The 24863-nt window shown below is 58.1% G+C and carries 22 protein-coding genes; 9 read left to right on the top strand and 13 right to left on the bottom strand.

Annotated features, from left to right (window positions below; genetic code table 11):
• Nucleotides 1–12: 12 nt before the first annotated feature.
• The 9 genes from envZ to PGR29_RS18455 form a co-directional block, all read right to left on the bottom strand.
• Nucleotides 13–1374 (bottom strand): two-component system sensor histidine kinase EnvZ, encoded by a 1362-nt coding sequence (envZ, locus tag PGR29_RS18495; RefSeq protein ID WP_015369373.1) that lies wholly within the window; start codon nt 1372–1374, stop codon nt 13–15.
• Nucleotides 1371–2090 (bottom strand): osmolarity response regulator transcription factor OmpR, encoded by a 720-nt coding sequence (ompR, locus tag PGR29_RS18490; RefSeq protein WP_001157751.1) that lies wholly within the window; start codon nt 2088–2090, stop codon nt 1371–1373. Before ompR ends, envZ begins: the two co-directional genes overlap by 4 nt.
• Nucleotides 2091–2431: 341 nt before the next feature.
• The gene (fucP, locus tag PGR29_RS18485; protein ID WP_316425082.1) at nt 2432–3655 is read right to left on the bottom strand and encodes an L-fucose:H+ symporter permease; all 1224 of its coding nucleotides are present in this window, start codon (nt 3653–3655) and stop codon (nt 2432–2434) included.
• Nucleotides 3656–3686: 31 nt separating this feature from the next.
• Complete coding sequence (locus PGR29_RS18480; protein ID WP_316425081.1) at nt 3687–4034, bottom strand: L-rhamnose mutarotase; 348 nt, start codon at nt 4032–4034, stop codon at nt 3687–3689.
• Entirely contained in the window at nt 4031–4807 is a 777-nt protein-coding gene (locus PGR29_RS18475) for an SDR family oxidoreductase (protein WP_087859066.1), read from the bottom strand. The genes PGR29_RS18480 and PGR29_RS18475 overlap by 4 nt, the downstream gene beginning before the upstream one ends.
• On the bottom strand, nt 4791–5642 hold the full coding sequence (locus PGR29_RS18470; protein WP_316425080.1) for an amidohydrolase family protein: 852 nt from the start codon (nt 5640–5642) through the stop codon (nt 4791–4793). Before PGR29_RS18470 ends, PGR29_RS18475 begins: the two co-directional genes overlap by 17 nt.
• Complete coding sequence (locus PGR29_RS18465) at nt 5629–6924, bottom strand: L-fuconate dehydratase (RefSeq protein ID WP_087859064.1); 1296 nt, start codon at nt 6922–6924, stop codon at nt 5629–5631. Before PGR29_RS18465 ends, PGR29_RS18470 begins: the two co-directional genes overlap by 14 nt.
• Nucleotides 6924–7772, bottom strand: a complete 849-nt coding sequence (locus PGR29_RS18460; protein WP_316425079.1) for a fumarylacetoacetate hydrolase family protein — start codon at nt 7770–7772, stop codon at nt 6924–6926. Before PGR29_RS18460 ends, PGR29_RS18465 begins: the two co-directional genes overlap by 1 nt.
• 35 nt (nt 7773–7807) lie before the next feature.
• On the bottom strand, nt 7808–8548 hold the full coding sequence (locus PGR29_RS18455; protein ID WP_015703673.1) for an SDR family oxidoreductase: 741 nt from the start codon (nt 8546–8548) through the stop codon (nt 7808–7810).
• A gap of 234 nt (nt 8549–8782) precedes the next feature.
• Here PGR29_RS18455 and PGR29_RS18450 point away from each other — a divergent pair, with 234 nt between their 5' ends.
• From PGR29_RS18450 to feoC, 6 genes are all read left to right on the top strand, one after another.
• Nucleotides 8783–9541 carry a FadR/GntR family transcriptional regulator gene (locus tag PGR29_RS18450; protein WP_015369365.1) on the top strand — a complete coding sequence of 253 codons (759 nt, stop codon included), beginning with the start codon at nt 8783–8785 and terminating at the stop codon, nt 9539–9541.
• Nucleotides 9542–9626: 85 nt separating this feature from the next.
• A complete protein-coding gene (gene greB / locus PGR29_RS18445; protein WP_113373948.1) occupies nt 9627–10100 on the top strand; it encodes a transcription elongation factor GreB in 474 nt (157 codons plus the stop codon).
• A gap of 100 nt (nt 10101–10200) precedes the next feature.
• Nucleotides 10201–12531 carry a Tex family protein gene (locus PGR29_RS18440; protein ID WP_015703676.1) on the top strand — a complete coding sequence of 777 codons (2331 nt, stop codon included), beginning with the start codon at nt 10201–10203 and terminating at the stop codon, nt 12529–12531.
• 388 nt (nt 12532–12919) lie between these two features.
• Nucleotides 12920–13147, top strand: a complete 228-nt coding sequence (feoA, locus tag PGR29_RS18435; RefSeq protein WP_015703677.1) for a ferrous iron transporter A — start codon at nt 12920–12922, stop codon at nt 13145–13147.
• 30 nt (nt 13148–13177) lie between these two features.
• Entirely contained in the window at nt 13178–15496 is a 2319-nt protein-coding gene (feoB, locus tag PGR29_RS18430; protein ID WP_087859060.1) for a Fe(2+) transporter permease subunit FeoB, read from the top strand.
• 12 nt (nt 15497–15508) lie between these two features.
• Complete coding sequence (feoC, locus tag PGR29_RS18425) at nt 15509–15745, top strand: [Fe-S]-dependent transcriptional repressor FeoC (protein WP_047047957.1); 237 nt, start codon at nt 15509–15511, stop codon at nt 15743–15745.
• Between the two features lie 100 nt (nt 15746–15845).
• On the opposite strand, the gene PGR29_RS18420 is transcribed toward feoC, so the two are convergent.
• Nucleotides 15846–16115, bottom strand: coding sequence for a YdgH/BhsA/McbA-like domain containing protein (locus PGR29_RS18420; protein ID WP_015369359.1), 270 nt, complete (start codon nt 16113–16115; stop codon nt 15846–15848).
• Nucleotides 16116–16227: 112 nt separating this feature from the next.
• On the bottom strand, nt 16228–17010 hold the full coding sequence (gene bioH, locus PGR29_RS18415) for a pimeloyl-ACP methyl ester esterase BioH (protein WP_087859058.1): 783 nt from the start codon (nt 17008–17010) through the stop codon (nt 16228–16230).
• Nucleotides 17011–17047: 37 nt separating this feature from the next.
• On the opposite strand from bioH, the gene gntX reads away from it, so the two are divergent.
• From gntX to gntT, 3 genes are all read left to right on the top strand, one after another.
• Nucleotides 17048–17722, top strand: a complete 675-nt coding sequence (gntX, locus tag PGR29_RS18410; RefSeq protein WP_316425078.1) for a DNA utilization protein GntX — start codon at nt 17048–17050, stop codon at nt 17720–17722.
• Nucleotides 17723–17780: 58 nt separating this feature from the next.
• Nucleotides 17781–18356: a Fe-S biogenesis protein NfuA gene (gene nfuA / locus PGR29_RS18405; protein ID WP_015369356.1), complete on the top strand. Its 576-nt coding sequence runs from the start codon at nt 17781–17783 to the stop codon at nt 18354–18356.
• A gap of 343 nt (nt 18357–18699) precedes the next feature.
• Nucleotides 18700–20016 carry a gluconate transporter gene (gene gntT / locus PGR29_RS18400; RefSeq protein WP_015369355.1) on the top strand — a complete coding sequence of 439 codons (1317 nt, stop codon included), beginning with the start codon at nt 18700–18702 and terminating at the stop codon, nt 20014–20016.
• A 201-nt stretch (nt 20017–20217) separates the two neighbouring features.
• On the opposite strand, the gene malQ is transcribed toward gntT, so the two are convergent.
• Both malQ and malP read right to left on the bottom strand, forming a co-directional pair.
• Entirely contained in the window at nt 20218–22293 is a 2076-nt protein-coding gene (gene malQ / locus PGR29_RS18395) for a 4-alpha-glucanotransferase (RefSeq protein WP_316425077.1), read from the bottom strand.
• A gap of 10 nt (nt 22294–22303) precedes the next feature.
• Nucleotides 22304–24694 carry a maltodextrin phosphorylase gene (gene malP, locus PGR29_RS18390; protein WP_087859055.1) on the bottom strand — a complete coding sequence of 797 codons (2391 nt, stop codon included), beginning with the start codon at nt 24692–24694 and terminating at the stop codon, nt 22304–22306.
• Nucleotides 24695–24863: the final 169 nt, after the last annotated feature.

Genomic DNA, 24863 nt, shown 5'->3' with positions numbered 1-24863 from the left:
CTTTTTTATATTTCAACTCTCTTTCGCAGGCTTCGCCGGCGACAGCGCGCGATGCACCGGAATCGGTAGCCAGGCGCGGATCAGCAGGCCGCCGCGTTCGCTGGTGCCAATCTCCAGGCGACCGTTATGATTGTCGATAATACGCTGCACTATCGCCAGCCCCAGCCCGGTGCCGCTGGTGCTACGGGCGCTATCGCCGCGCACAAACGGCTGGAACAGATGTTCGCGCTGTTCCGGTTTAATTCCCGGGCCGTCATCTTCCACCTGGAACCAGGCACGGCTGGCTTCGCTGCCGCTGCTGACTTTAATCCAGCCCTTACCGTAACGAGCGGCGTTCACCACCATATTGGCTAGCGCGCGTTTAATCGATAGCGGATGCAGGCGCAGCGGAATTTCTCCGGCCTGCAGATCGGTGGCGATTTCCCGCTCGTAGCCGCTTTCGGCGGCGATCACTTCGCCTAACACGGCATTGAGATCCGCAAGCTCCATCGGCATCTCCTGGCCGGTGCGCAGGTAATCAATAAACTGCTCGATGATGGCGTTGCACTCTTCGATATCTTTATTGATCGACTCGGCGAGATAGCCGTCCTGTTCGCCCATCATCTCCGTCGCCAGCCGGATCCGCGTCAACGGCGTGCGCAAATCGTGGCTGACCCCGGCCATCAGCAGCGTACGGTCGTCCGCCAGCTGTTTGACCCCGGCGGCCATATGGTTGAAGGCGCGGGTCACCGAACGCACTTCCGACGCGCCGTATTCGCGTAGCGGCGGCGGAATAATCCCACGCCCGACCTGCAACGCGGCGTGCTCCAGATCGACCAATGGTCGGTTCTGGATACGGATGAATAGCCACGCGCCGCCAATGGCCAGTAGCATTATCGCCAGCGTATAACGGAATAGCGGCGAGAAATCGCCCTGATGGATTTCAGTCAGCGGCACCCGCACCCAGATATTCGGCGAAAGCCAGGTCTTCAGCCACACCACCGGCGAGCTTTTGTTGACCTCAACCCGCACTTCGGTCGGCCCGCCAAGCTGGTGCGCCATCTGCTGGCTTAAGAATTCATAATGCTGCGCCCAGCGCAGGCCTGCGTCTTCCGCCGCCTCATTGGAATAGAGCGAAATCCCCAGCTCGCGGTAAATTTCGCGGCGAAACGCCGGCGGTACCACCAGTTGGGTGCCGTCTTCCAGCTGCAGTTTATCGGTCATCAGCATACGGACTTCGTATGCCAGCACCTTATTAAACTGCTGCAGGCTCGGCAGGATCGCGAAATTCAGCACCACCAGATAAGTCGTCACCAGGCTGACGAACAGCAGGGTGACGATCAGTAACAGGGTGCGGGCAAATGAGCTTCGCGGCGAAAAACGCACGCGCTTCATGCCTTAGAACCGTCCGGCACGAAGACGTAGCCCAGTCCCCAAACGGTCTGGATGTAGCGCGGATGCGCCGGATCTTCTTCCACCATGCGGCGCAGGCGGGAGATTTGTACGTCGATGGAACGCTCCATCGCCGAGTACTCGCGGCCGCGGGCAAGGTTCATCAGCTTATCGCGGGACAGCGGTTCACGCGGATGGCTAACCAGTGCTTTTAATACCGCGAACTCACCGCTGGTGAGCGGCATCGGCTCATCTTCACGGAACATCTCGCGGGTGCCGAGGTTCAGTTTAAATTTGCCAAAAGCAATCACCGCTTCTTCTTGCGATGGCGCGCCCGGCAGCTCGTTCGCCTGGCGGCGCAGCACGGCGCGGATACGGGCCAGCAGTTCGCGCGGGTTAAACGGTTTAGGAATGTAATCATCGGCGCCGATTTCCAGGCCCACGATACGGTCCACTTCTTCCCCTTTCGCCGTCACCATAATGATCGGCATCGGGTTGCTCTGGCTACGCAAGCGGCGGCAGATAGATAAACCATCTTCGCCCGGCAGCATCAGATCCAGCACCATCAGGTGGAAGGATTCACGGGTCAGCAGGCGATCCATCTGTTCGGCGTTCGCCACGCTACGAACCTGGAAGCCCTGCTCGGTCAGATAACGTTCCAGCAGCGCGCGCAGGCGCATATCGTCATCCACAACCAGAATCTTATAATTCTCTTGCATTGTTTGTACTCCCAAAGGTTCACTGCAATCGTTAGTGCGTATTCTTAAAAACCCACGCTAATACGACCAGCCAAATCTGGTATATATTCTAGTCGAAATTGTTACAAAGCATATTAAACAGCAATTTATACCCGTCATTCTTCAAGTTGCACGTGCGTTGGCTGCGTGCGCTCACCCCAGTCACATAGTTATCTATGCTCCCGGGGATTCACACTCTTGCCGCCTTCCTGCAACTCGAATTATTTAGGGTAAACCCGTCATTCTGAGCAAAATTTACCACCGGCGCGACAAAAAAGAAAAAGGCGGAGGGTCTCCTCCGCCTTTTTAGCTAATTTTGCCGCTTACGCGCGTCGTTGGCTCATGCCGTACCACAGCACCACCAGGAAGCATAGCAGCGGCAACCCATAGGCCAACGCGGTACTGTAGCGGTCGGCCAGCGCCCCCATGAAGTAAGGCATAATCGCCCCGCCGACGATGGCCATAATCATAAACGAGCTGGCGCGTTTGGTATGGCTGCCCATGTTTTTAACGCCCAGCGCGAAAATGGTCGGGAACATAATCGACATAAAAAAGAAGACCGCAATGAGTGCCACCACCGACACGCCGTCAATGCTCATCATCACCAAACCGCAGAGCACGATATTGACCAGCGAGTAAACCATCAGCAGCGTCGCCGCCTGCACCCGCCCCATCAGCCAGGTACTGAAGAAACGACCGACCATAAAGCTAATCATCGCAATCGACAGCAGATAGGAAGCGTGCTGGTTTGTCACGCCATGCCAGTGCTCGGTCGCATAGTTGATAAAGAACGCCCCCACGCCGACCTGCGCGGCAACGTAAAAGAACTGGGCGATGACCCCGCCGGTAAAGTGGCGATGCTGCCACAGCCCCTGTGCCGCTTCTTGCTGACTGCCCTCATCCTCGCGAATATCCGGCATCGGCGTGCGGCGGAATAGCAGCGCGATAGCCAGCACCAGTACGGCGATAGCGACATAGGTGATTTTTACCGAGCTCTGGTCGCCGGTATTGCTCTGAGTGGCTGAAAAGAACAGCGTGCCGCCGATCAGCGGGCCAATAAACTGCCCCAGTCCGTTAAACGACTGCGCCAGATTCAACCGCCGCTCGGCGCCTTTACTGTCGCCAAGTACCGTCGCATAAGGGTTCGCCGCGGTCTCAAGGCAGCCTAATCCGCAGGCAATCACAAACAGTGCGAAGAGGAACAGCACAAAGCTATTCACGCTCGCCGCCGGCACAAACAGCAGCGCGCCAAGCGCATACAGGCACAAACCGACCAGGATCCCCGCTTTATAACCGCGTTTATCCATAAAATAGCCGGCGGGCAGCGCCACCAGGAAGTAGGCGCCAAAATAGGCCGCCTGCAGTAAACCGGACTGCGCTTTGGTGACGTGCAGAGTCTCCTGAAAATGTTTATTGAGAACATCGAGCAGGCCGTAAGAGAGCCCCCACATAAAGAATAGGCTGGTGACCAGCATAAATGCCCAGCGCAGATTAGGGGTCGCCCCGGCGCGGGCCGCCAGCGGCTCCGCCGTTTTATTCACTAGCATGGTGAGATCCTCAGTAGAGTACAGAGTTGTTTTATTGATCCTGCAAAGAGAATATGCGCTCCATCGACACCCATTTTTCGCCTGCCGGCGTCCAGGGGGTGGGAACCTGGTATTGCCACATCAGCGCTTCCCAACGCTGAATGACCGGGTGGTTCAGGCTGTGTTGAGCAAAGCGTTCGCCATCGAAATCCCCGGTGACCTCCATCACCATAAACAGCCGCGTGCCGAGCCGGTAAATCTCCATATCCAGCACGCCATGGTCGCGTAGATGCCCGGCGACTTCCGGCCAGATACGTTCATGCAGACGCTGGTATTCGGCAATTTTCTCCGCCGAATCGACTAAATCCAGCGCCTGACACAGCCGCCGCGCGGCGCTCATGACAGCGCCCTGTCGAGATGCAAATACCCGCCGTCTACCGACAGCCACTGCCCGGTAGTGTGCGACGCGCGCGAGGAGATAAGAAACACCACGGTATTGGCGATCTCTTCCGGCGTGGTCATGCGTTTGCCCAGCGGAATGCGTTGGTTAATCGCCGCCATCTGCCGCTGTGGATCGGGGAAGGTATTTATCCAGCGCTGGTACTGCGGCGTCAGCACTTCCGCCGGTACCACCGCGTTAACCCGCACGCCGCTCTCGCGCAGCGATACCGCCCATTCACGGGTTAATGCCAGCACTGCCCCTTTCGCCGCGGTATAGCCGCTGGTGCCGCCCTGGCCGCTGAGCGCGGTTTTCGAGGCGATATTGACGATAGCGCCCCGCGCCGCCTCCAGCGCCTCGCGGCACAGGTGGGCCATCTGGTAGTAGTGGATCAGGTTTTTCTCAAGCGATCCGAGAAACGCCTCACGCCCGGCCTCAAGCCCTACGCCATCGTTCACTCCGGCGTTATTCACCAGCGCATCAATGCGGCCAAAGCGCGCCAGCACCTGGCCTACCGCCGCGGCACATTCAGCCTCCTGGCACAGGTCGGCGATAATCAGCTCACTTTGCGGCGCGATTTGCTTCAGCCCATCCATAAACCCCTGCTCTGGCTGGGCATTAGTGACGATGACCGGCACCGCGCCCTCTTCCGCCAGCAGTTGCGTCACGGCCGCGCCGATCCCCGAGCCGCCGCCGGTGACGATAACCACTTTGTCTTTAAGAAATAGATCCACGCTTCGCCTCCGTTAAACCATAAACCCGACAGGCAGTGCCGCCCCAGATAGCTGACCGCTGCGTTTCCGTCAGCGGGGCCAGCGCCGTTTCGCACAGCTGGTAAACCTGGTGGTACTCCGCCGCCAGCAGGCATACCGGCCAGTCGGAACCAAACATCAGCCGCTGCGGGCCAAACAACTCCAGCGCGGCGTCGAAGAAAGGCAGCAGTTGCTGCTCGGTCCAGCATCCGCGCCCGGCTTCGGTCACCAGGCCGGAAAGTTTGCCCACCACATGCGGTAATGCGGCCAGCGGCCTCGCCTGTTCGGCCCAGTGGGCCGCGCCGCGCGCGATATCCGGCTTGCCGAAATGGTCGAGTACCAGCCAGTGATCATCGTGGCGGGCGGCAAAGCGTGCCGCCGCCGCGAGATGACGATGGGTAACCAGTAGATCCCAGCTATAGCCCTGGCGCTGCAACTGCTGCATTCCTCGCGAGACCGCCTCGCGCTCAAGCCACGCTGCCGGGTCGGCTTCATCCTGTACCTGATGGCGCAACCCGCACAGCTGGTCGCGCCACTGCGTCAGCTTGTCCTCGAGATCCGCGGCGGTAATATCCAGCCAGCCCACCACGCCGCATACGCCAACCGCCTGAGAAACCTGCGCCACCAGCCAGGCGGTTTCGTTTTCGTCATGACGCGCCTGCACCACCACCGCGCCATCGAGCCGGTGCTGCGCCAGCAGCGGCTGGAGCTGCGGGGGGTAAAAATCCCGGCGCAGTTGCGGCATGTCGTCATCAATCCACGGGTAATCCTGTGGCTGATAGCGCCAGTAGTGGTGGTGGGCATCAATGCGCAACATGCGCTTCTCCACGGTAGCGGTACTGCTCGATAGAAGCCTGATGCATTTCAATCGAGTAGCCCGGCGCCTGCGGCGGCATATAAGCTGCGCCGCGGATTTCGCAAGGGTGCAGGAAGTGCTCGTGCAGATGGTCGACAAACTCGATCACCCGCCCTTCATGGGTACCGGCGATGCACAGGTAGTCAATCATCGACAGGTGCTGGACGTATTCGCACAGTCCGACGCCGCCGGCGTGCGGGCAAACCGGCAGGTTGTACTTCGCCGCCATCAGCATCACCGCCAGCACTTCGTTGACGCCGCCTAACCGGCAGGCATCGATCTGCACCACGTCAATCGCGCCGCGCATAATGAACTGTTTGAACATAATCCGGTTCTGGCACATCTCGCCGGTGGCGACCTTCACCGCGCCGATGTTCTCGCGGATCTTGCGGTGACCTTCGATATCATCCGGGCTGGTCGGCTCTTCGATAAACCACGGGTTGGCGAAGGCCAACGCTTTGACCCATGGAATGGCGGCGTCCACTTCCCATACCTGGTTGGCGTCAATCATCAGTTTCCGCTCGGGGCCAATCACTTCACGGGCAATGCGCACGCGGCGGATGTCATCTTCAATATCGCGCCCAACCTTCAGCTTGATATGCGAGAAACCGGCGTCCACCGCCTGCTGACAAAGACGACGCAGTTTGTCATCACCGTATCCCAGCCAGCCCGCTGACGTGGTGTAACACGGATAACCCTGCGCCTGTAGCTGTTCAAGCCGCTGGGCTTTGCCCTCCTCACGGCTTTCCAGCAGGCGCAACGCCTCCTCCGGGGTAATGCAGTCGGTGATGTAGCGAAAATCAATGCAGCGCACCAGCTCGGCCGGGCTCATATCGGCGACCAGTCGCCAGACCGGTTTGCCTTCGGCCTTCGCCCACAGATCCCACACCGCATTGACCACCGCGCCGGTCGCCAGGTGAATCGCCCCTTTGTCCGGGCCAATCCAGCGCAGCTGGCTATCGCTGGTAAAGCGCCGCCAGAAGGCGCCCATATCGGCGGCGATCGTCTCGAGTTGCTCGCCGACGATTAAATGCTCCAGCGCCTGAATCGCCGCGCAGCAAATTTCGTTGCCGCGGCCAATGGTGAAGGTCAGCCCGTGACCGGTGAGCTGCGGATTGTCGGTTTCGAGGATCACGTAGGCGGCGGAGTAATCCGGGTCGGGATTCATCGCATCGGAGCCGTCCAACTGCTGCGAGGTGGGAAAGCGGATATCCTCTACCCGCAGGGCGGTAATTTGCGTCATTATTTGTCCTCCACGGTCAGCTGCTGCTGTTCGCCCAACCCTTCAATGCCCAGACGGATAGTCTGGCCGGCGCGTAGATAGACCGGCTGCGGTTTCTGGCCCATACCCACCCCCGGCGGCGTGCCGGTAGAGATGACATCGCCCGGCTGCAGGCTCATAAAGCGGCTCAGGTAGCTGATGATATAGGGCACTTTGAAAATCATGGTGCGAGTGTTGCCGTCCTGATAGCGTTTGCCGTCAACCTCCAGCCACAGGTTAAGGGAGTTAGGGTCGGGTATTTCATCGGCGGTCACCAGCCAGGGGCCGGTAGGCCCGAACGTGTCGCAGCCTTTGCCTTTATCCCAGGTGCCGCCGCGCTCGATTTGATACTCACGTTCGGAGACGTCATTAATCACGCAGTAGCCAGCAACGTGCTGCATGGCGTCGCGCTCGTCGATATAGCGCCCGCCTTTACCAATCACCACCCCTAACTCGACTTCCCAGTCGGTCTTTTGCGAACCGCGCGGGATAATCACGTTATCGTTCGGCCCGACCACCGCACTGGTCCACTTACTGAATACCACCGGTTCCTGCGGAATATCGGCGCCGGTCTCTGCGGCGTGATCGGCGTAGTTCAGGCCGATGCAGATAAACTTGCCGATACCGCCAACGCAGGCGCCGATACGCGGATTACCCTCTACCAGCGGCAGGCTGTAGAGATCCAGCTGCCGCAGACGCGCCAGGCTTTCCGGCTGCAGCGCGTCGCCGCGCAGATCGGTCACATAGTTCGATAGGTCGCGCAGGCGACCGTCGTTGTCGAGTACGCCCGGACGCTCGCTGCCGGGATTGCCAAAACGGAGTAATTTCATGCGTTTTCCTGATAGTGAAATAAAGCGCCGCGCGGTTAGTTGCTCCAGCCGCCGTCAATAATCTGTACCGTACCGGTGGTGTAAGCGCTGGCGTCGGAAGCCAGATACAGCGCCAGCTGGGCGATCTCTTCCGGCTTGCCAATACGGCCAATAGGCTGGCGGGCGACAAACGCCTCATAAACCGCCTCTTCGCTCAACCCTTGTTCGCGAGCCTGCTCGGCAATACGTCCACGCAGCGATGGTGAATCGACGGTGCCCGGACAAATCGCATTACAACGAATCCCCTGGGTGACGAAATCTGCGGCGACCGAGCGGGTCAGGCCAATGACCGCCGCTTTACTGGCGCTGTAGGCGAAGCGGTTTGGTACCCCTTTCACGCTGGAAGCCACCGATGACATGTTGATAATCGAGCCGCCGCCGCGGGCGATCATCGCCGGCAAAAAGGCGCGAATCGTGTGGAACATGGCGGTGACATTCAGATCGAGAGCGAACTGCCACTCCCGCTCGCTACATTCAAGAATGCTGCCGCTATGCACCACCCCGGCGCAGTTGAACAAGACATCCAGCGGGCCCAGCGTTTCCGCAGCGGCGGCAATGGCGTCGGCGCGGGTGACATCCAGCTGCAGCGGCTGTACGCCGGGGATATCGCTCAATCCGGCAATGTTGATATCGCTGGCAATCACTTCCGCGCCAGCGGCGGCAAATAGCCGCGCGCAGCTGTTGCCAATCCCCTGCCCTGCGGCGGTAATCAGAACGCGTTTTCCGGTTAGTTCCATTTCTCTCCCCTGGTCTAAAGGACTAATGGTCAGGCCATTGATGGTAGTCAAAGGCCTGACCTTTCGCATGACAAGTCAGGCATAACCCGCTATCGTGAAGCTCATATGTTGCAAAAACGGCCACAAACGGCACATTGGTTAACCAATTAATTACACTCGACTAACAAACACTCAAGTGTGCTGACCAATATTTGTGCGCTTTATCACTGTCTATCGCATGAGCAAAGGTGAAACATGCCGATTACCAGACTGGAAAACCCAAGGATTTACAGACAGATAGCAGACCAACTCAAGCGATTAATTGAGAACAACGAATTTCCGCCCGGCAGCCGTCTGCCGTCTGAGCGAGATTTAGCCCAGCAGTTGAACGTCAGCCGCGCATCGGTACGTGAAGCGCTGATTGCGCTGGAGGTGATTGGCCTGGTGGACGTGCGCGTCGGCAACGGGGTAATCGTCAAATCGCAGACGCCGCTCGTCGCCACCAAAGAGCCGGTGATGGCGCAGGCCGGTCGCGACCAGTGGACGGAGATCGACGACGAACTCAACATAGACCTCGATTTTAACGCCGAACTACCGCCATTTTCTCTGCTGCAGGCGCGTCTGTTAATAGAACCGGAAACCGCCGCGCTGGCGGCGCGCCATGCCAGCCCCGAGGAGCTGGCCGCTATCCGCGAGGCCTTTGAACAGAACTGTCGCGATAACCGTGCCGGTTCAACCACCCATCCCGGCGATCGCCTGTTCCATATCCGTATCGCTCAGGCCAGCGGTAACCCGGCGTACGCGTTTATCATCGGCCACCTACTCGGCCACCGTTACGGCAGTATGTTCCGCATGCTGCAGCGCCACTATACGCCGGACGATATGCCGCATCGCTCGGAACAAGAGCATCGCGCGATCCTTGAAGCCATTGAGGCCCACGACGTCCGTGCGGCAAAGAAAGCAATGAAAAATCATATTGATCAGGTGATTACCATTTTTACCCGCAGCCAGTAGCCGTGATTTCTGCGCCTGGAGCTTTACCTTGCCGAAACGGCTGGTTAAGGTACGGCGGGACGAGATTATTTTGGATGAACCACAGATGAAAACGCCGCTGATCACCCGTGAAGGGTATGAAAAACTGAAGCAAGAGATGGATTACTTGTGGCGTACAGAGCGCCCGGAAGTCACCAAGAAAGTGACCTGGGCGGCGAGTCTTGGCGACCGCAGCGAAAACGCCGATTATCAGTACAATAAAAAGCGCCTGCGCGAAATTGACCGCCGGGTGCGTTATCTCACCAAGTGTCTGGAAAATCTCAAAATCGTCGATTATTCCCCGCAGCAGGAAGGCAAAGTGTTCTTCGGAGCGTGGGTGGAAATCGAGAACGACAATGGCGATACCAAGCGCTTTCGCATTGTCGGCTACGATGAAATCTTCGGCCGCAAAGACTATATCTCTATCGATTCGCCAATGGCTCGCGCCTTACTAAAGAAAGAGGTGGGCGACCTGGCTATCGTTAACACTCCGGCGGGCGAAGCCAGCTGGTACGTCAATGAAATTGAATACGTGAAATAGCGCCGGAACATTCCGAGAGAACCCGGTCGCGGCTGGCATTTTAGCCTGTCACCCCGTATAACTATCCCCTGATTTTTGACCCTAATGATGAATAAAACCGATGATGAATGATTCGCTCTGCCGCATTATTGCGGGTGAACTTCAGGCCAGAGCCGAACAGGTAGAAGCTGCCGTTCGCCTGCTTGATGAAGGGAACACCGTGCCGTTTATTGCACGTTATCGTAAGGAAGTCACCGGCGGTCTGGATGACACGCAGCTGCGTAATCTGGAAACTCGCCTCGGGTATCTGCGCGAACTGGAAGACCGCCGCCAGGCGATCCTCAAATCGATCGGCGAACAGGGCAAGCTCAGCGAAGCGCTGGAAAAAGCCATCAACGCCACCCTCAGCAAAACCGAGCTCGAAGACCTCTACCTGCCGTACAAACCCAAACGCCGCACCCGTGGGCAAATCGCTATTGAAGCCGGTCTCGAACCGCTGGCCGATCTGCTGTGGAATGAGCCTTCCCACGATCCGGAAACCGAAGCGGCAAACTATATCGATGCCGATAAAGGCGTGGCGGATAGTAAAGCCGCTCTCGACGGCGCGCGCTATATTCTGATGGAGCGTTTCGCGGAAGACGCCGCCCTGCTGGCGAAGGTGCGTGATTATCTGTGGAAAAACGCCCACCTGGTGGCCAGCGTCGTCAGCGGCAAGGAAGAAGAAGGCGCTAAATTCCGCGATTACTTCGACCACCATGAACCGATCGCTTCCGTGCCGTCGCACCGCGCGCTAGCGATGTTCCGCGGGCGCAATGAGGGCGTGCTGCAGCTGTCGCTCAACGCCGACCCGCAGTTTGACGAGCCGCCGAAAGAGAGCCACTGCGAGCAGATCATTATCGATCATCTCGGCCTGCGCCTGAATAATGCCCCGGCGGACAGCTGGCGCAAAGGCGTCGTCAGTTGGACCTGGCGCATCAAGGTGCTGATGCACCTCGAAACCGAATTAATGGGCACCGTGCGCGAACGCGCGGAAGACGAAGCGATTAACGTATTCGCCCGTAACCTCCATGACCTGCTGATGGCCGCGCCTGCCGGCCTGCGCGCCACCATGGGGCTCGATCCGGGCCTGCGTACCGGCGTAAAAGTGGCGGTAGTCGACGGCACCGGCAAACTGGTGGCCACCGATACCATCTACCCGCACACCGGCCAGGCGGCTAAAGCCGCCGTCGTCGTCGCGGCGCTGTGCGAGAAACATAACGTTGAGCTGGTGGCTATCGGCAACGGTACCGCTTCCCGCGAGACCGAGCGTTTCTTCCTCGACGTGCAAAAACAGTTCCCGAAAGTAACCGCCCAGAAAGTGATCGTCAGCGAAGCCGGCGCATCGGTCTACTCGGCTTCCGAACTGGCGGCGCAGGAGTTCCCGGACCTCGACGTTTCCCTACGCGGCGCGGTCTCTATCGCCCGCCGTCTGCAGGATCCGCTGGCCGAGCTGGTGAAAATCGATCCGAAATCAATCGGCGTCGGTCAGTATCAGCATGACGTTAGTCAGACGCAGCTGGCGCGTAAGCTGGATGCGGTGGTGGAAGACTGCGTTAACGCCGTCGGCGTTGACCTTAACACCGCCTCGGTGGCGCTGTTAACCCGCGTTGCCGGCCTGACCCGCATGATGGCGCAGAATATCGTCGCCTGGCGCGACGAGAACGGCCAGTTCCATAACCGCCAGCAGTTGCTGAAGGTAAGCCGTCTGGGGCCGAAAGCCTTTGAGCAGTGCGCAGGCTTCCTGCGTATTAACCACGGCGATAACCCGCTGGACGCCTCAACCGTTCACCCGGAAGCCTACCCGGTGGTCGAGCGTATTCTGGCCGCAACCCAGCAGGCGCTGAAAGATCTGATGGGCAACAGCAGCGAGCTGCGCAACCTGAAAGCCTCTGATTTTACCGATGATAAGTTCGGCGTGCCGACGGTATCCGATATCATCAAAGAGCTGGAAAAACCGGGCCGCGATCCGCGCCCTGAGTTTAAAACCGCCCAGTTCGCCGACGGCGTTGAGACGATGAACGACCTGCTGCCGGGGATGATTCTGGAAGGCGCGGTCACCAACGTTACCAACTTTGGCGCCTTCGTCGATATCGGCGTGCACCAGGATGGCCTGGTCCATATCTCTTCGCTGTCGAATAAGTTCGTTGAAGACCCGCATACCGTGGTCAAAGCGGGCGATATCGTCAAAGTGAAGGTGATGGAAGTGGACCTGCCGCGTAAACGCATCGCGTTAACGATGCGCCTGGATGAACAACCGGGCGACAGCAACGCGCGCCGCGGCGGCGGCAACGATCGCCCGCAGGGTAACCGCCCGGCGGCAAAAGCGGCGAAGCCGCGCGGTCGCGATGCTCAGCCAGCCGGCAACAGCGCGATGATGGATGCGCTAGCCGCCGCGATGGGAAAAAAACGTTAATCCTTCCCTGCCCCTCTATACGAGGGGCAATTTTCCGCTTTTTAATGCCTGAGCCTCGATTAATATATTCCAGTAACCTTTCAATAAGTTCGAAATTTATAAAGTTTCATTCTGTTAACTAATGAAACCTTTATTAAACATTAAATGAAGAAATTAATTTTTCCCTTATTTTTGACTACAACAGGGTTCTTGCGTCATATCAAAAAATAAGCAAATTCCCAGGAAAACCGCATTTATTATCCTTGTCATGTATTGATGATACAAACCATTCTCATTATCATCGTTATCAGTTAAATTTTATTCTTCTTCGTTGGCTATAGTCCCCAGCGCCGCTTTAATAGCCGCGCCTGGAAATTCTCTTTTCGGTTAGCGATAACAAGTAGGCCCTATGCAATTCACTCCTGATAGTGCGTGGAAAATCACCGGTTTTTCCCGCGATATTAGCCCGGCTTATCGGCAGAAACTGCTCTCCCTGGGAATGTTGCCCGGCTCTTCGTTTCATGTCGTACGCGTGGCGCCGCTGGGCGATCCTATTCATATTGAGACCCGGCGCGTGAGCCTGGTATTACGTAAAAAAGACCTCGCGTTAATTGAACTGGAAGCGGTTGCGCAATAACACCTGACCCAGCACTAAGAGTCTGAAAAAATGAAAAAATTAACCGTTGGTTTAATTGGTAATCCTAATTCCGGCAAAACAACGTTATTTAATCAACTAACCGGCGCGCGCCAACGGGTGGGTAACTGGGCGGGGGTCACCGTTGAGCGTAAAGAAGGCGCCTTCACCACCACCGACCACCAGGTCACCCTGGTCGACCTGCCGGGCACCTATTCGCTGACCACCATCTCCTCGCAGACGTCGCTCGACGAACAGATTGCCTGTCACTATATTCTCAGCGGCGATGCCGACCTGCTGATTAACGTCATCGACGCCTCGAACCTGGAACGGAACCTCTATCTGACTCTGCAACTGCTGGAGTTGGGTATTCCCTGCGTCGTCGCGCTAAACATGCTCGATATTGCCGAAAAGCAGCAAATCCGCATCGACGTCGACGCGTTAGCGGCCCGTCTCGGTTGCCCGGTGATACCGCTGGTCTCCACCCGCGGCCGCGGTATCGAAGCGCTAAAAATGGCGCTTGACCGCCATGAGAAAAATCAGCCGCTGGAACTGGTGCACTATCCACAATCTCTGCAGCGCGAAGCCGATATGCTGGCGCAGGCGATGCCTGCTGATATGCCGCTGCGTCAGCGCCGCTGGCTGGGGCTGCAGATGCTGGAAGGCGATATTTATAGCCGCGCTTTCGCCGGCAACGCCGCCGACAAACTCGATCTGGCGCTGGCTAACCTGAGCGGCGAAATGGACGATCCGGCACTGTATATCGCCGATGCCCGCTATCAAAGTATCGCCGCGGTATGCGATGCCGTCAGTAACACCCTGACCGCCGAGCCGAGCCGCTTCACCACGGCGATGGATAAAATTATCCTTAACCGCTTCCTCGGCTTACCGATCTTCCTGTTCGTGATGTACCTGATGTTCCTGCTGGCTATCAACATCGGCGGCGCCCTGCAGCCGATTTTCGACGCCGGTTCGGTGGCTATCTTCATTCACGGCATCCAGTGGCTGGGCTACACCCTGCACTTCCCGGACTGGCTGACCGTATTCCTCGCGCAAGGGCTGGGCGGCGGTATCAATACCGTGCTGCCGCTGGTACCGCAAATCGGCATGATGTACCTGTTCCTCTCTTTCCTTGAGGACTCCGGGTATATGGCGCGCGCGGCCTTCGTGATGGACCGCCTGATGCAGGCGTTAGGCCTGCCGGGGAAATCCTTCGTGCCGCTGATCGTCGGTTTCGGCTGTAACGTGCCTTCGGTAATGGGCGCCCGTACGCTGGATGCGCCGCGTGAACGGCTAATGACCATCATGATGGCGCCATTTATGTCCTGCGGCGCGCGACTGGCGATTTTCGCGGTCTTCGCCGCTGCCTTCTTCGGGCAGAACGGCGCGCTGGCGGTCTTCTCACTGTACGTGCTGGGCATCGTGATGGCGATCCTCACCGGCCTGATGCTCAAATACACCATTATGCGCGGCGAAGCCTCGCCGTTTGTGATGGAGCTGCCGGTGTATCACGTACCGCACATCAAGAGCCTGGTTATCCAGACCTGGCAGCGCCTGAAAGGCTTCGTCCTGCGCGCCGGTAAGGTCATTGTGATTGTCAGTATTTTCCTCAGCGCGCTGAACAGCTTCTCGCTTAGCGGCAAAGTGGTCGATAACATCAACGACTCGGCGCTGGCTTCGGTTAGCCGAGTGATCACCCCAGTGTTTAAGCCGATTGGCGTGCACGAAGATAACTGGCAGGCAACCGTCGGCCTGTTTACCGGCGCGATGGCGAAAGAAGTGGTGGTCGGTACGCTGAATACCCTCTACACCGCGGAAGATATCCAGAATGAAGAGTTTAACCCACAGGAGTTTAGCCTTGGCGACGAGCTGTTAGCCGCCGTCGATGAAACCTGGCAGGGACTGAAAGACACCTTTAGCCTGAGCGTGCTGGCGAACCCGATTGAAGCAAGCAAAGGCGATGGCGAAATGGAAACCGGCGCAATGGGCGTGATGGGCAGTAAATTCGGCAGCGCCGCCGCCGCGTACAGCTACCTGATCTTCGTCCTGCTCTATATTCCATGCATTTCCGTGATGGGGGCGATTGCCCGTGAGTCCAGCCGCGGTTGGATGATGTTCTCGGTGCTGTGGGGGTTGAATATCGCCTACTCGCTATCAACGCTGTACTACCAGACCGTGAGCTTTAGCCAGCACCCGCGCTACAGCCTGGTGTGTATTCTGGCGGTGATTCTGTTTAACGTCGTGGTCTTTGGCCTGCTGCGTCGGGCGCGGAGCCGGGTAGACGTTTCGCTGCTGGCGACGCGTAAAACCCCGACGTCTTGCTGCCAGAGCCCGGCCGGCGACTGCCACTAAGGAGCAATCATCATGGCATCGTTAATCGAAGTACGCGATATGCTGGCCCTGCAGGGGCGCATGGAAGCCGCACAGCTGAGCGCCCGCCTGCATACGCCGCGGCCGCTGATCGACGCCATGTTGAGCCGCCTGGAAGCGATGGGGAAAGCGGTCAGAAAGACCGAAGATGCCGATGGCTGCCTTTCCGGCAGCTGTAAAAGCTGCCCGGAAGGGAAAGCCTGTCTGCGGGAGTGGTGGTCTTTGCGCTGAATAAGACATCCCGGATGGCGGCGCGTTGCGCCGTATCCGGGCTACCCAACGACGTTGAGCTGGAGCCCTGCCAGGCTGCGCCTGGCAGGGGAAATCGGGCTTACTTATACACGTCGGCGTTCGCGTGAACCGTCTTCTCGTTCTTCTCGCCGGCAATCACCACGAAGTACTTACCGCCCAACTCATCCGCCTTCTTAGACAGATCGCGCTTCGCGTCCATAGGCGACGTGGTACGGGAAGTCGTGATGCTGCCGACCTTGGTCAGATTCATTTTCGCGACTTCATCTTTCTGGATCTCTTTCGCCGCGAACGCGCCAAAAGAGAGGGAGCCAATCACCAGAGATGCAACAATACCTGTAACAAGTTTCATAGCCTTTACTCTCCATAAGGTTGTTATTTTTAGTTTGCGGCGGCAAAAACGAAATAATCAACCGCCGCAACAACCTAAGTATTGCCCGATCCTGATGATTTACCACGCGGCGCTAAAAATAATTATTCAGCCGCTTTTTCAACGCGATCAGAGGCTCACAAAATGGCTGGGGATGTGAAATAAACGGCGCATGGGCCGCCTTTTCGAAAATGATAGACTCACTTTGCGGCCACAGCTCATCCAATAGCGGAACGATTTTACGCGGCACCAGCCCATCCAGACGACCATAGAGGCGCAAAAACGGCATGGTCAGCGCGGCGAGCGGTTGACGCAAATCGGCGGTTTTGAGAATCTCCAACCCGCCGTTGAGAACCTCAGCAGGCGGCATCGGCAGCGACAGAACGGTGCTTTTCAGCGCACGGGCGTCCTGGCGCGCGCTTTCGGTACCCATGGTTTGCAGGGCGAGAAAACGCTCGACGGTACGCTGGAAATCTTCACTAAGCTGCTGCTGGAAGCCGCTCAGCACTTCCGGTTTAATCCCCGGCCACGGGTCGCGCGCGCCAAAACACGGCGAAGAAGCGACGGTCACCAGCGCCTGCACGCGTTGCGGATGCTGCAGCGCCACCAGGCTCGCTACCAACCCGCCCAGGCTCCAGCCAAGCCAGATGGCCTGCTCCGGCGCTTTTGCAACGACCTGCTGCGCCATCTCTTCAAGCGTTAAGGCGCCAAAACCACCGCTGCGGCCATAGCCCGGTAGATCCACCAGGTGCAGGGTAAAATGCGTAGCCAGTTCCGGCGTAATGCAATCCCACACGTTGGCATTCAGCCCCCATCCGTGCAGCAGCACAAGATGACAATTTCCTTCGCCCGTGGTTTGCCACCAGATGTCATTCATCAGTTACTGTTCTCTTTCCATCACTATGAGGGGAATTATGCTAACAGCACACAGCTTATGCTGGCTATGCCAAATGCCGCTGGCCATCGCTCACTGGGGGATTTGCTCGCGCTGCACCGCCTCGCAGCTCATCTCACAATCACTCTGCCCGCAGTGCGGTTTACCCGCATTGGCGCCCACCTTACCCTGTGGACGCTGCCTGCAAAAACCGCCGCCCTGGCAGCGGCTGGTGACGGTGAATAGCTATACCCCTGCGCTAAGCGGACTGGTGCATCAGTTAAAGTTCGGGCCTCGTCCGGAACTCGCCCCAGCGCTGGCGCGACTGCTTATTTTGCGCCTGCGCCTTAACCGCGGGCTGCCGCCAGTGGACCGGATTATCAGCGTGCCTCTTTGGCAACGCCGCCACTGGCGTCGGGGATTTAACCAAAGCGAGGCGCTATGCCGCCCGCTGGCGCGCTGGATGGGTTGCGCCTGGCGCGGCGATGCGCTGAAGCGAATCCGGCGTACCGCAACACAGCATCAGTTAAGCGCCAGATTACGTAAGCAGAACCTGAAAAATGCTTTCCAGGTTGAATTATCCGTTCGGGGCCACCATATCGCCATTGTGGATGATGTCGTCACAACCGGAAGCACCGTCGCCGAGATTTCCCGCCTGCTTTTGCGAAACGGCGCCGCGACGGTTCAGGTATGGTGTGTATGCCGTACCTTGTAGACCCCCGCTGATGGGCGTATTATAACCCAGTAAAATAGTCAACTATTAGGCCAACGCTATGATCCGTATTTCCGATGCTGCACAAGCGCACTTTGCCAAACTGCTGGCAAATCAGGAAGAAGGGACGCAAATTCGCGTATTTGTGATTAATCCCGGCACCCCAAACGCTGAGTGCGGCGTATCCTACTGCCCACCGGATGCGGTGGAAGACACCGACACGGCGCTGAAATTTGAACAGCTGACCGCGTATGTTGATGAACTCAGCGCGCCTTATCTGGAAGATGCTGAAATCGACTTCGTCACTGACCAACTCGGTTCCCAGCTGACGCTGAAAGCGCCGAACGCCAAAATGCGTAAGGTTTCCGACGATGCCCCGCTAATGGAGCGCGTGGAGTACCTGCTGCAGTCGCAGATCAACCCACAGCTGGCCGGTCACGGCGGTCGTGTCTCGCTGATGGAAATCACCGAAGACGGTCTGGCTATCCTGCAGTTCGGCGGTGGTTGCAACGGCTGCTCGATGGTCGACGTGACCCTGAAAGAAGGGATCGAAAAGCAGCTGCTGAACGAATTCCCGGAGCTGAAAGGCGTGCGCGACCTGACCGAACACCAGCGCGGCGAGCACTCCTACTACTAAGCTTCCGCCCTCTCGCCCGGCAACAACCGCTTGCCGGGTGACTTCTCCTTCCCGCATGTTACCGCACAACATTTCTGACTAGCCAGCACGGCAAAAACCCGGCAGAGAGTATGACTTAAGTCTCATATTTAAAATTTACCCGGTTCAGGGCATTCTCAAAGCTCACATGTTACCCGTATCATCCACGACAAGCACCACCGACAAAAAAATAGCCAGCTATCCTTTCTCTGGGTCAGGAATATGCCAGCTTTACGGTGCAAGACATCCTTGTTCCTCTGCGGAACGGATACTGTAGATGTTCAGACTTTAACGTTACCCATAACAAGTTAAGGCCAGGTAAATCATGCCATTAGTCATCGTAGCTATCGGGGTTGCCCTGTTATTGTTGCTGATGATCCGTTTCAAAATGAACGGCTTCATCGCTCTGGTTCTGGTGGCGCTCGCCGTCGGATTAATGCAGGGTATGCCTCTGGATAAAGTCATCGTATCCATCAAAAACGGCGTCGGGGGCACGCTCGGCAGCCTCGCACTGATCATGGGCTTCGGCGCTATGCTCGGTAAAATGCTGGCGGACTGCGGCGGCGCGCAGCGTATCGCCACCACCCTGATTGATAAATTCGGTAAAAAACATATTCAATGGGCCGTTGTACTGACCGGTTTCACCGTCGGTTTCGCCCTGTTCTATGAAGTCGGTTTCGTGCTGATGCTGCCGCTGGTCTTTACCATCGCCGCTTCCGCGCGTATCCCGCTGCTGTACGTTGGCGTACCGATGGCCGCGGCGCTCTCCGTCACCCACGGTTTCCTGCCGCCGCACCCGGGCCCGACCGCTATCGCGACAATTTTCCACGCCGATATGGGCAAAACGCTGCTCTACGGTACGATTCTGGCTATCCCGACGGTTATTCTCGCCGGCCCGGTTTTCGCCCGTTTCCTGAAAGGTATTGATAAACCGATCCCGGAAGGCCTGCACAACCCGAAAACCTTCACTGAAGAAGAGATGCCGGGCTTTGGCGTCAGCGTCTGGACCTCTCTGGTACCGGTGATCCTGATGGCGATGCGCGCCGTCGCCGAGATGGTTCTGCCGAAGGGCCACGCCTTCCTGCCCGTTGCCGAGTTCTTCGGCGACCCGGTGATGGCGACCCTGATTGCGGTGCTGATCGCGCTGTTCACTTTCGGCCTGAACCGCGGCCGCTCCATGGAGCAGATCAACGATACGCTGACCTCCTCTATCAAAATCATTGCCATGATGCTGTTGATCATCGGCGGCGGCGGCGCCTTTAAGCAGGTGCTGGTGGATAGCGGCATGGATAAGTACATCGCCTCTATCATGCACGAATCCAATATGTCACCGCTGTTTATGGCATGGTCTATCGCCGCGGTGCTGCGTATTGCGCTGGGTTCGGCTACCGTTGCCGCTATCACCGCGGGTGGTATCGCCGCGCCGCTGATTGCCACCACCGGCGTTAGCCCGGAGCTGATGGTTATCGCCGTGGGTTCCGGTAGCGTTATCTTCTCGCACGTGAACGATCCAGGCTTTTGGCTGTTCAAAGAGTATTTCAACCTGACCATTGGCGAGACCATCAAGTCCTGGTCGGTACTGGAAACCATCATTTCCGTGTGCGGCCTGGTTGGTTGTCTGCTGCTGGGGATGGTGGTGTAACCCTTCCTCCCTGAAATAAAAAGGCCGGGTGCGCATCATGCGCCCCGGCCTTTTTATTATTCGTTTCCCGGATAGCGGCGCAAAGCGCCTTATCCGGGCTACGGTCCTGGGGAGGGTGGTGTAATCCTCGTTCCCTTTTTGTTCTTCGGCTCTCAACCGTAGCCCCGGTAAGCGCAGCGCCACCGGGGAATTCTCTCTGGATTAGCGGGCCTTGCGGCGCTTATCCAGGTCTTTAATCAACTTATTCACCTGCGCATCGGCAAACATCTGCTCGAGCGTCACGCTAAGCTTACGCCGCCAGTTGGGATACTCGGTACTGGTGCCCGGGATGTTGACCGGTGAAGCCATCTCCAGCCAGTCTTCCGGCTGTAGTCCAAGCAGGGCGCTGTTGCTGTCGGCGATGTAGCGCTGCATCCCGCGATTAAGCGTTGAGGTCATCGCCATCAGCGAGGCTTTATGCCCGGCGCGCTTCGGCAAACAGCCGTGCCGATGCAGCGCATCCAGCAACCCCTGCTTTGCTTGCTCGCGATCGGCATATAAGCCGCGCAGCACCACTTCATCCGGATACAGGCCCAGCGTCTTCCCGAGCGTTAAATCGCCGCTCTCCCAATAACCGCGCAGCGTCGGTAGATCGTGGGTCGTCGCGACCGCCATCGACTGCTGCGGATAGGCCTTCGGCGCGCGGAACGTTTTATCAGGGCCATTTTCGAAATAGAGCACTTTATACGAGTAAACGCCGCTTTTGCGCAGCTTGCCGACGATCTCAACCGGTACGGTACCGAGGTCTTCGCCAATGACCATGCAGCGGTGCCGCTGGCTCTCCAGCGCCAGGATCGCCAGCAGGTCATCCACGGGATACTGCACATAGGCGCCATGGTCGGCGGTTTCGCCATACGGTATCCACCACAAGCGCAGCACCGACATCACGTGGTCAATACGCAATGCGCCGCAGTTTTGCATATTCGCCCGTAGCAGTTCGATAAACGGCTCGTAGGCGCGGGCAGCCATCACATGCGGATCCATCGGCGGCAGGCCCCAGTTTTGTCCCAGCGGGCCGAGGATGTCCGGCGGCGCGCCGACGGAAGCCCTGAGGCAATACAGCTCGCGATCGCACCACGTCTCCGATCCGCCTTCGGCGACGCCGACCGCCAGATCGCGATACAGGCCAATCGGCATCCCGTCCTGCTGGCTGGTGTGCCAACAGGCGGCGAACTGCGTATATGCCAGCCACTGCAGCCACAGATAGAAACTCACCTCATCGGCATGTTCCGCACAGAAAGTTTTCACCTGCGGGCTGCTCGTACTCTGATACGCCTCCGGCCATGCCGGCCAGCCCCAGCGCATCGGATCCTGCTGACTTTGCCACGCATGCAGCGCATCAAACGCCGCCTGCCAGTAGAGGCTTTCGCCCTCGCGTAGCACGAACTGACGGAACTCCGCCATTTGCTCATCTTCACGCGTAGAAAACTCGGCCCACGCCAGACGCAGCGCGGTCAGCTTCAGCGCGGTGACAGCGGTATAGTCGACATCAGCGGTCTGCCGCGCGGCCTGCAAGGCCTGCTGGGTTTCCGCAAGCTGCCACCATGCCTGCGCGGCAGGGCTACGCTGGAAATCCTCCACCGCGTTAACGTCGATATAGATGACGTTAAGCCAGCGGCGCGAGGACGGACTGTACGGACTGGCGCTCTCCGGGTTCGCCGGATAGAGCGCGTGAATCGGGTTGAGGCCGATAAACGCGCCGCCGCGACGGGCGATTTCCGGCAGCATGGCGCGTAGATCGCCGAAGTCGCCAATGCCCCAGTTGTTCTCAGAACGCAGGGTGTAGAGCTGGACGCAGGCGCCCCATAGCTTTTTGCCCTCTTTGAGCGCCAGCGGTTCGTAGCAGCGCGCCGGGGCGACGATCGCCCGGCAGTGCCAGCGTTCGCCGTCCCGCGTGAGGGTCAGGGTGTGATAGCCCGTCGGCAATCGCCCAGGCAAAGCGAGCGTTTCGCCGCCGCGCGTCTCACCCTGATACTGCTTACCTTCTTCGGTCGTCAGCAGCCAGTGAAACGCGCCGCTTCCCGCTACCGGCAACTGCATTTTTTTACCGTGGGTAAAAACCTTGACGCTGGGCAGCGGTTCTACTGCCGCTTTCGCGGCAGTAGCGGTACGATGCATAGCATCCAGCAAGCGTTGTTTAGTGGCCGCCGCGATCGACTGCGGCTGCCCGTGCGCATTGATATAGCTGGGGCTGATCCCCGCCGCCAGCGCGGCGTTATCAAGGCGTTTATTCTCCATAGGCCTGTCCTTAGCGTTTTGCCTGCCAGATACGTTGCTGATAATCACGAATAGAACGGTCGGAGCTGAACATGCCGCAGCGCGCGGTGTTGAGGATCGCCGCACGGGTCCAGGCTTCCTGGTCGCGATACAGTTCATCCACCTGCTTCTGCGCCGCGACGTAAGCGGCGAAATCAGCCAGCACCAGGTACGGATCGCCGCCTTGCAGCAGGCTATGCAGCATCTGATCAAAGGCGTGTTTGTCGCCGCCGCTATATTTACCGCTTTCCAGCTCTTTCAGCACCGCGTCCAGCAGCTTATCTTTCTTGCGCCATTTCAGCGGATCGTAGCCTTTCGCCTTCAGCGCCTTAACTTCTTCCACGGTATGGCCGAAGATAAAGATATTGTCCTCGCCAACCTGCTCGGCGATCTCAACGTTGGCGCCGTCAAGAGTGCCGACGGTCAATGCGCCGTTCAGCGCCAGCTTCATGTTGCCGGTACCAGAGGCCTCTTTACCCGCCGTGGAAATCTGCTCGGAGACGTCCGCCGCCGGGATCAGCATTTCCGCCGCCGATACGCAGTAATCCGGCAGGAAGACCACTTTCAACTTATCGCCCACCAGCGGATCGTTATTGATCGCCTCGGCCACCTTGTTGATCGCCAGAATAATATTCTTCGCCAGGTAGTAGCCCGGCGCGGCTTTGGCGCCAAACAGGAAGACGCGCGGTACGCGGTCGGCCTGCGGGTTTTCGCGGATCTCTTTATACTGCGCCAGAATGTTCAGCAGGTTGAGGTGCTGGCGTTTGTATTCGTGCAGGCGCTTAATCTGGATATCGAAAATCGCCTGTGGGTTGATGTCGATCCCGGTACGCCGCTTCACGAACTCAGCGAGACGCACTTTATTCGCCTGTTTAATGTCGCGATAAACCTGACGGAATTTGGCATCGTCGGCGTACTTCTCCAGCTTGATCAGCTGGTCGAGATCGTTGGCCCACTCTTTCTTCAGCGTCTTATCAAGCAGGGCAGCCAGCGCCGGATTACACTGTTTAATCCAGCGACGCGGCGTAATGCCGTTGGTCACGTTATGGAATTTGTTCGGCCACAGCTGGTGATATTCCGGGAACAGATCCTTCACCACCAGATCGGAGTGCAGCGCCGCGACGCCGTTCACCGCAAAGCCGCTCACCACGCACATGTTGGCCATGCGAACCTGTTTGTCATGCACCACCGCCAGCTTCGCCCACACCTGCTTATCGCCCGGCCAGGTTTTCTCCACCAGCAGTTTAAATCTGTCGTTAATCTCTTTGATTATCTGCATATGGCGCGGCAGCAGCGCCTTCACCAGCTTCTCATCCCAGCACTCCAGCGCTTCCGGCATCAGCGTATGGTTGGTATAAGCGAAGGTTTTGCTGGTGATGGCCCACGCATCGTCCCAGCTCATCTGGTGCTCATCAATCAGCACGCGCAGCAGCTCCGGGATGGCGATGGTCGGATGGGTGTCGTTCAACTGGATCACTTCATAATCCGCCAGCTCATGCAGCTTGCGGCCAGCCAGATGGTGGCGACGCAAAATATCCGCCACCGAGCAGGCGCACTGGAAGTACTGCTGCATCAGGCGCAGTTTTTTCCCCGCCAGGTGGTTGTCATTCGGATACAGCACCTTGGTCAATTTTTCCGCGTCGATACCTTGCTGCTCCGCGCGCAGGAAATCGCCGTCGTTGAATTTGGTCAGGTTGAACGGATGGGCATGCTTGGCCTGCCACAGGCGCAACGGCTGCGCGACGTTATTGCGATAGCCAAGCACCGGCAGATCCCAGGCTTCGCCGGTAATCACGAAAGCCGGTTGCCATTCGCCGCTTTTGCTAACTTTACCGCCGATGCCCACCTGTACATCCAGCGCTTCGTTGTGGCGGAACCACGGATAGCTGCCGCGTCCCCAGTCGTCCGGCGCTTCCATCTGCTGACCGTCGGCAAAGGACTGACGGAACAGGCCGTACTGATAGTTCAGGCCATAGCCGGTCGCCGATTGACCAACGGTGGCCATAGAATCCAGGAAGCAGGCCGCCAGACGGCCCAGGCCGCCGTTGCCCAGCGCCGGATCGGTCTCTTCTTCCAGCAGGTCGGTCAGCTGGATGTCGTACGCCTTCAGCGTCTCGCTCACCCCTTCATACCAGCCCAGGTTGAGCAGGTTATTACCGGTCAAGCGACCGATCAGGAACTCCATCGAAATGTAGTTAACGTGGCGTTGTCCTTTAACGGCTTCCGCCGCCGGTTGCGCCGCCAAAAGCTCCGCCAGCGCGCCGCTGACCGCACGCCACCACTGGCGTTGGGTCATCTCTGCGGCTGACGATAAACCGAAACGCTGCCACTGACGCGTCAGTGCAGCCTGAAACTGAGCCTGGTTAAAAGAAGTCTGTGACATAAGAAATCCTGGTCCTTTACTAAAACGTTAGCCTTAGTGTGCCGACCTCCCGAGGCCGCTGCCTCCTCCCGAGGGGGATTAGACAGGGAGGAGTAGCGGGGATGAGCGAAAATTGTGATCGCGGCCACTTTAACGTTAGCTCGTCGTCGGGAATTCGCCGCCCTATTGC

Source organism: Klebsiella sp. 141203 (assembly GCF_032601985.1).
In the GTDB taxonomy this organism is placed as follows: domain Bacteria; phylum Pseudomonadota; class Gammaproteobacteria; order Enterobacterales; family Enterobacteriaceae; genus Klebsiella; species Klebsiella aerogenes.
This window is presented reverse-complemented; position numbering and strand designations above follow the sequence as displayed.

Bases quoted from the DNA above. Each gene is read 5' to 3' on its own strand.
- envZ (WP_015369373.1), bottom strand. From the start codon at position 1,374: ATGAAGCGCGTGCGTTTTTCGCCGCGAAGCTCATTTGCCCGCACCCTG.
- ompR (WP_001157751.1), bottom strand. From the start codon at position 2,090: ATGCAAGAGAATTATAAGATTCTGGTTGTGGATGACGATATGCGCCTG.
- fucP (WP_316425082.1), bottom strand. From the start codon at position 3,655: ATGCTAGTGAATAAAACGGCGGAGCCGCTGGCGGCCCGCGCCGGGGCG.
- PGR29_RS18480 (WP_316425081.1), bottom strand. From the start codon at position 4,034: ATGAGCGCCGCGCGGCGGCTGTGTCAGGCGCTGGATTTAGTCGATTCG.
- PGR29_RS18470 (WP_316425080.1), bottom strand. From the start codon at position 5,642: ATGTTGCGCATTGATGCCCACCACCACTACTGGCGCTATCAGCCACAG.
- PGR29_RS18465 (WP_087859064.1), bottom strand. From the start codon at position 6,924: ATGACGCAAATTACCGCCCTGCGGGTAGAGGATATCCGCTTTCCCACC.
- PGR29_RS18460 (WP_316425079.1), bottom strand. From the start codon at position 7,772: ATGAAATTACTCCGTTTTGGCAATCCCGGCAGCGAGCGTCCGGGCGTA.
- PGR29_RS18455 (WP_015703673.1), bottom strand. From the start codon at position 8,548: ATGGAACTAACCGGAAAACGCGTTCTGATTACCGCCGCAGGGCAGGGG.
- PGR29_RS18450 (WP_015369365.1), top strand. From the start codon at position 8,783: ATGCCGATTACCAGACTGGAAAACCCAAGGATTTACAGACAGATAGCA.
- greB (WP_113373948.1), top strand. From the start codon at position 9,627: ATGAAAACGCCGCTGATCACCCGTGAAGGGTATGAAAAACTGAAGCAA.
- PGR29_RS18440 (WP_015703676.1), top strand. From the start codon at position 10,201: ATGATGAATGATTCGCTCTGCCGCATTATTGCGGGTGAACTTCAGGCC.
- feoA (WP_015703677.1), top strand. From the start codon at position 12,920: ATGCAATTCACTCCTGATAGTGCGTGGAAAATCACCGGTTTTTCCCGC.
- feoB (WP_087859060.1), top strand. From the start codon at position 13,178: ATGAAAAAATTAACCGTTGGTTTAATTGGTAATCCTAATTCCGGCAAA.
- feoC (WP_047047957.1), top strand. From the start codon at position 15,509: ATGGCATCGTTAATCGAAGTACGCGATATGCTGGCCCTGCAGGGGCGC.
- PGR29_RS18420 (WP_015369359.1), bottom strand. From the start codon at position 16,115: ATGAAACTTGTTACAGGTATTGTTGCATCTCTGGTGATTGGCTCCCTC.
- bioH (WP_087859058.1), bottom strand. From the start codon at position 17,010: ATGAATGACATCTGGTGGCAAACCACGGGCGAAGGAAATTGTCATCTT.
- gntX (WP_316425078.1), top strand. From the start codon at position 17,048: ATGCTAACAGCACACAGCTTATGCTGGCTATGCCAAATGCCGCTGGCC.
- nfuA (WP_015369356.1), top strand. From the start codon at position 17,781: ATGATCCGTATTTCCGATGCTGCACAAGCGCACTTTGCCAAACTGCTG.
- gntT (WP_015369355.1), top strand. From the start codon at position 18,700: ATGCCATTAGTCATCGTAGCTATCGGGGTTGCCCTGTTATTGTTGCTG.
- malQ (WP_316425077.1), bottom strand. From the start codon at position 22,293: ATGGAGAATAAACGCCTTGATAACGCCGCGCTGGCGGCGGGGATCAGC.
- malP (WP_087859055.1), bottom strand. From the start codon at position 24,694: ATGTCACAGACTTCTTTTAACCAGGCTCAGTTTCAGGCTGCACTGACG.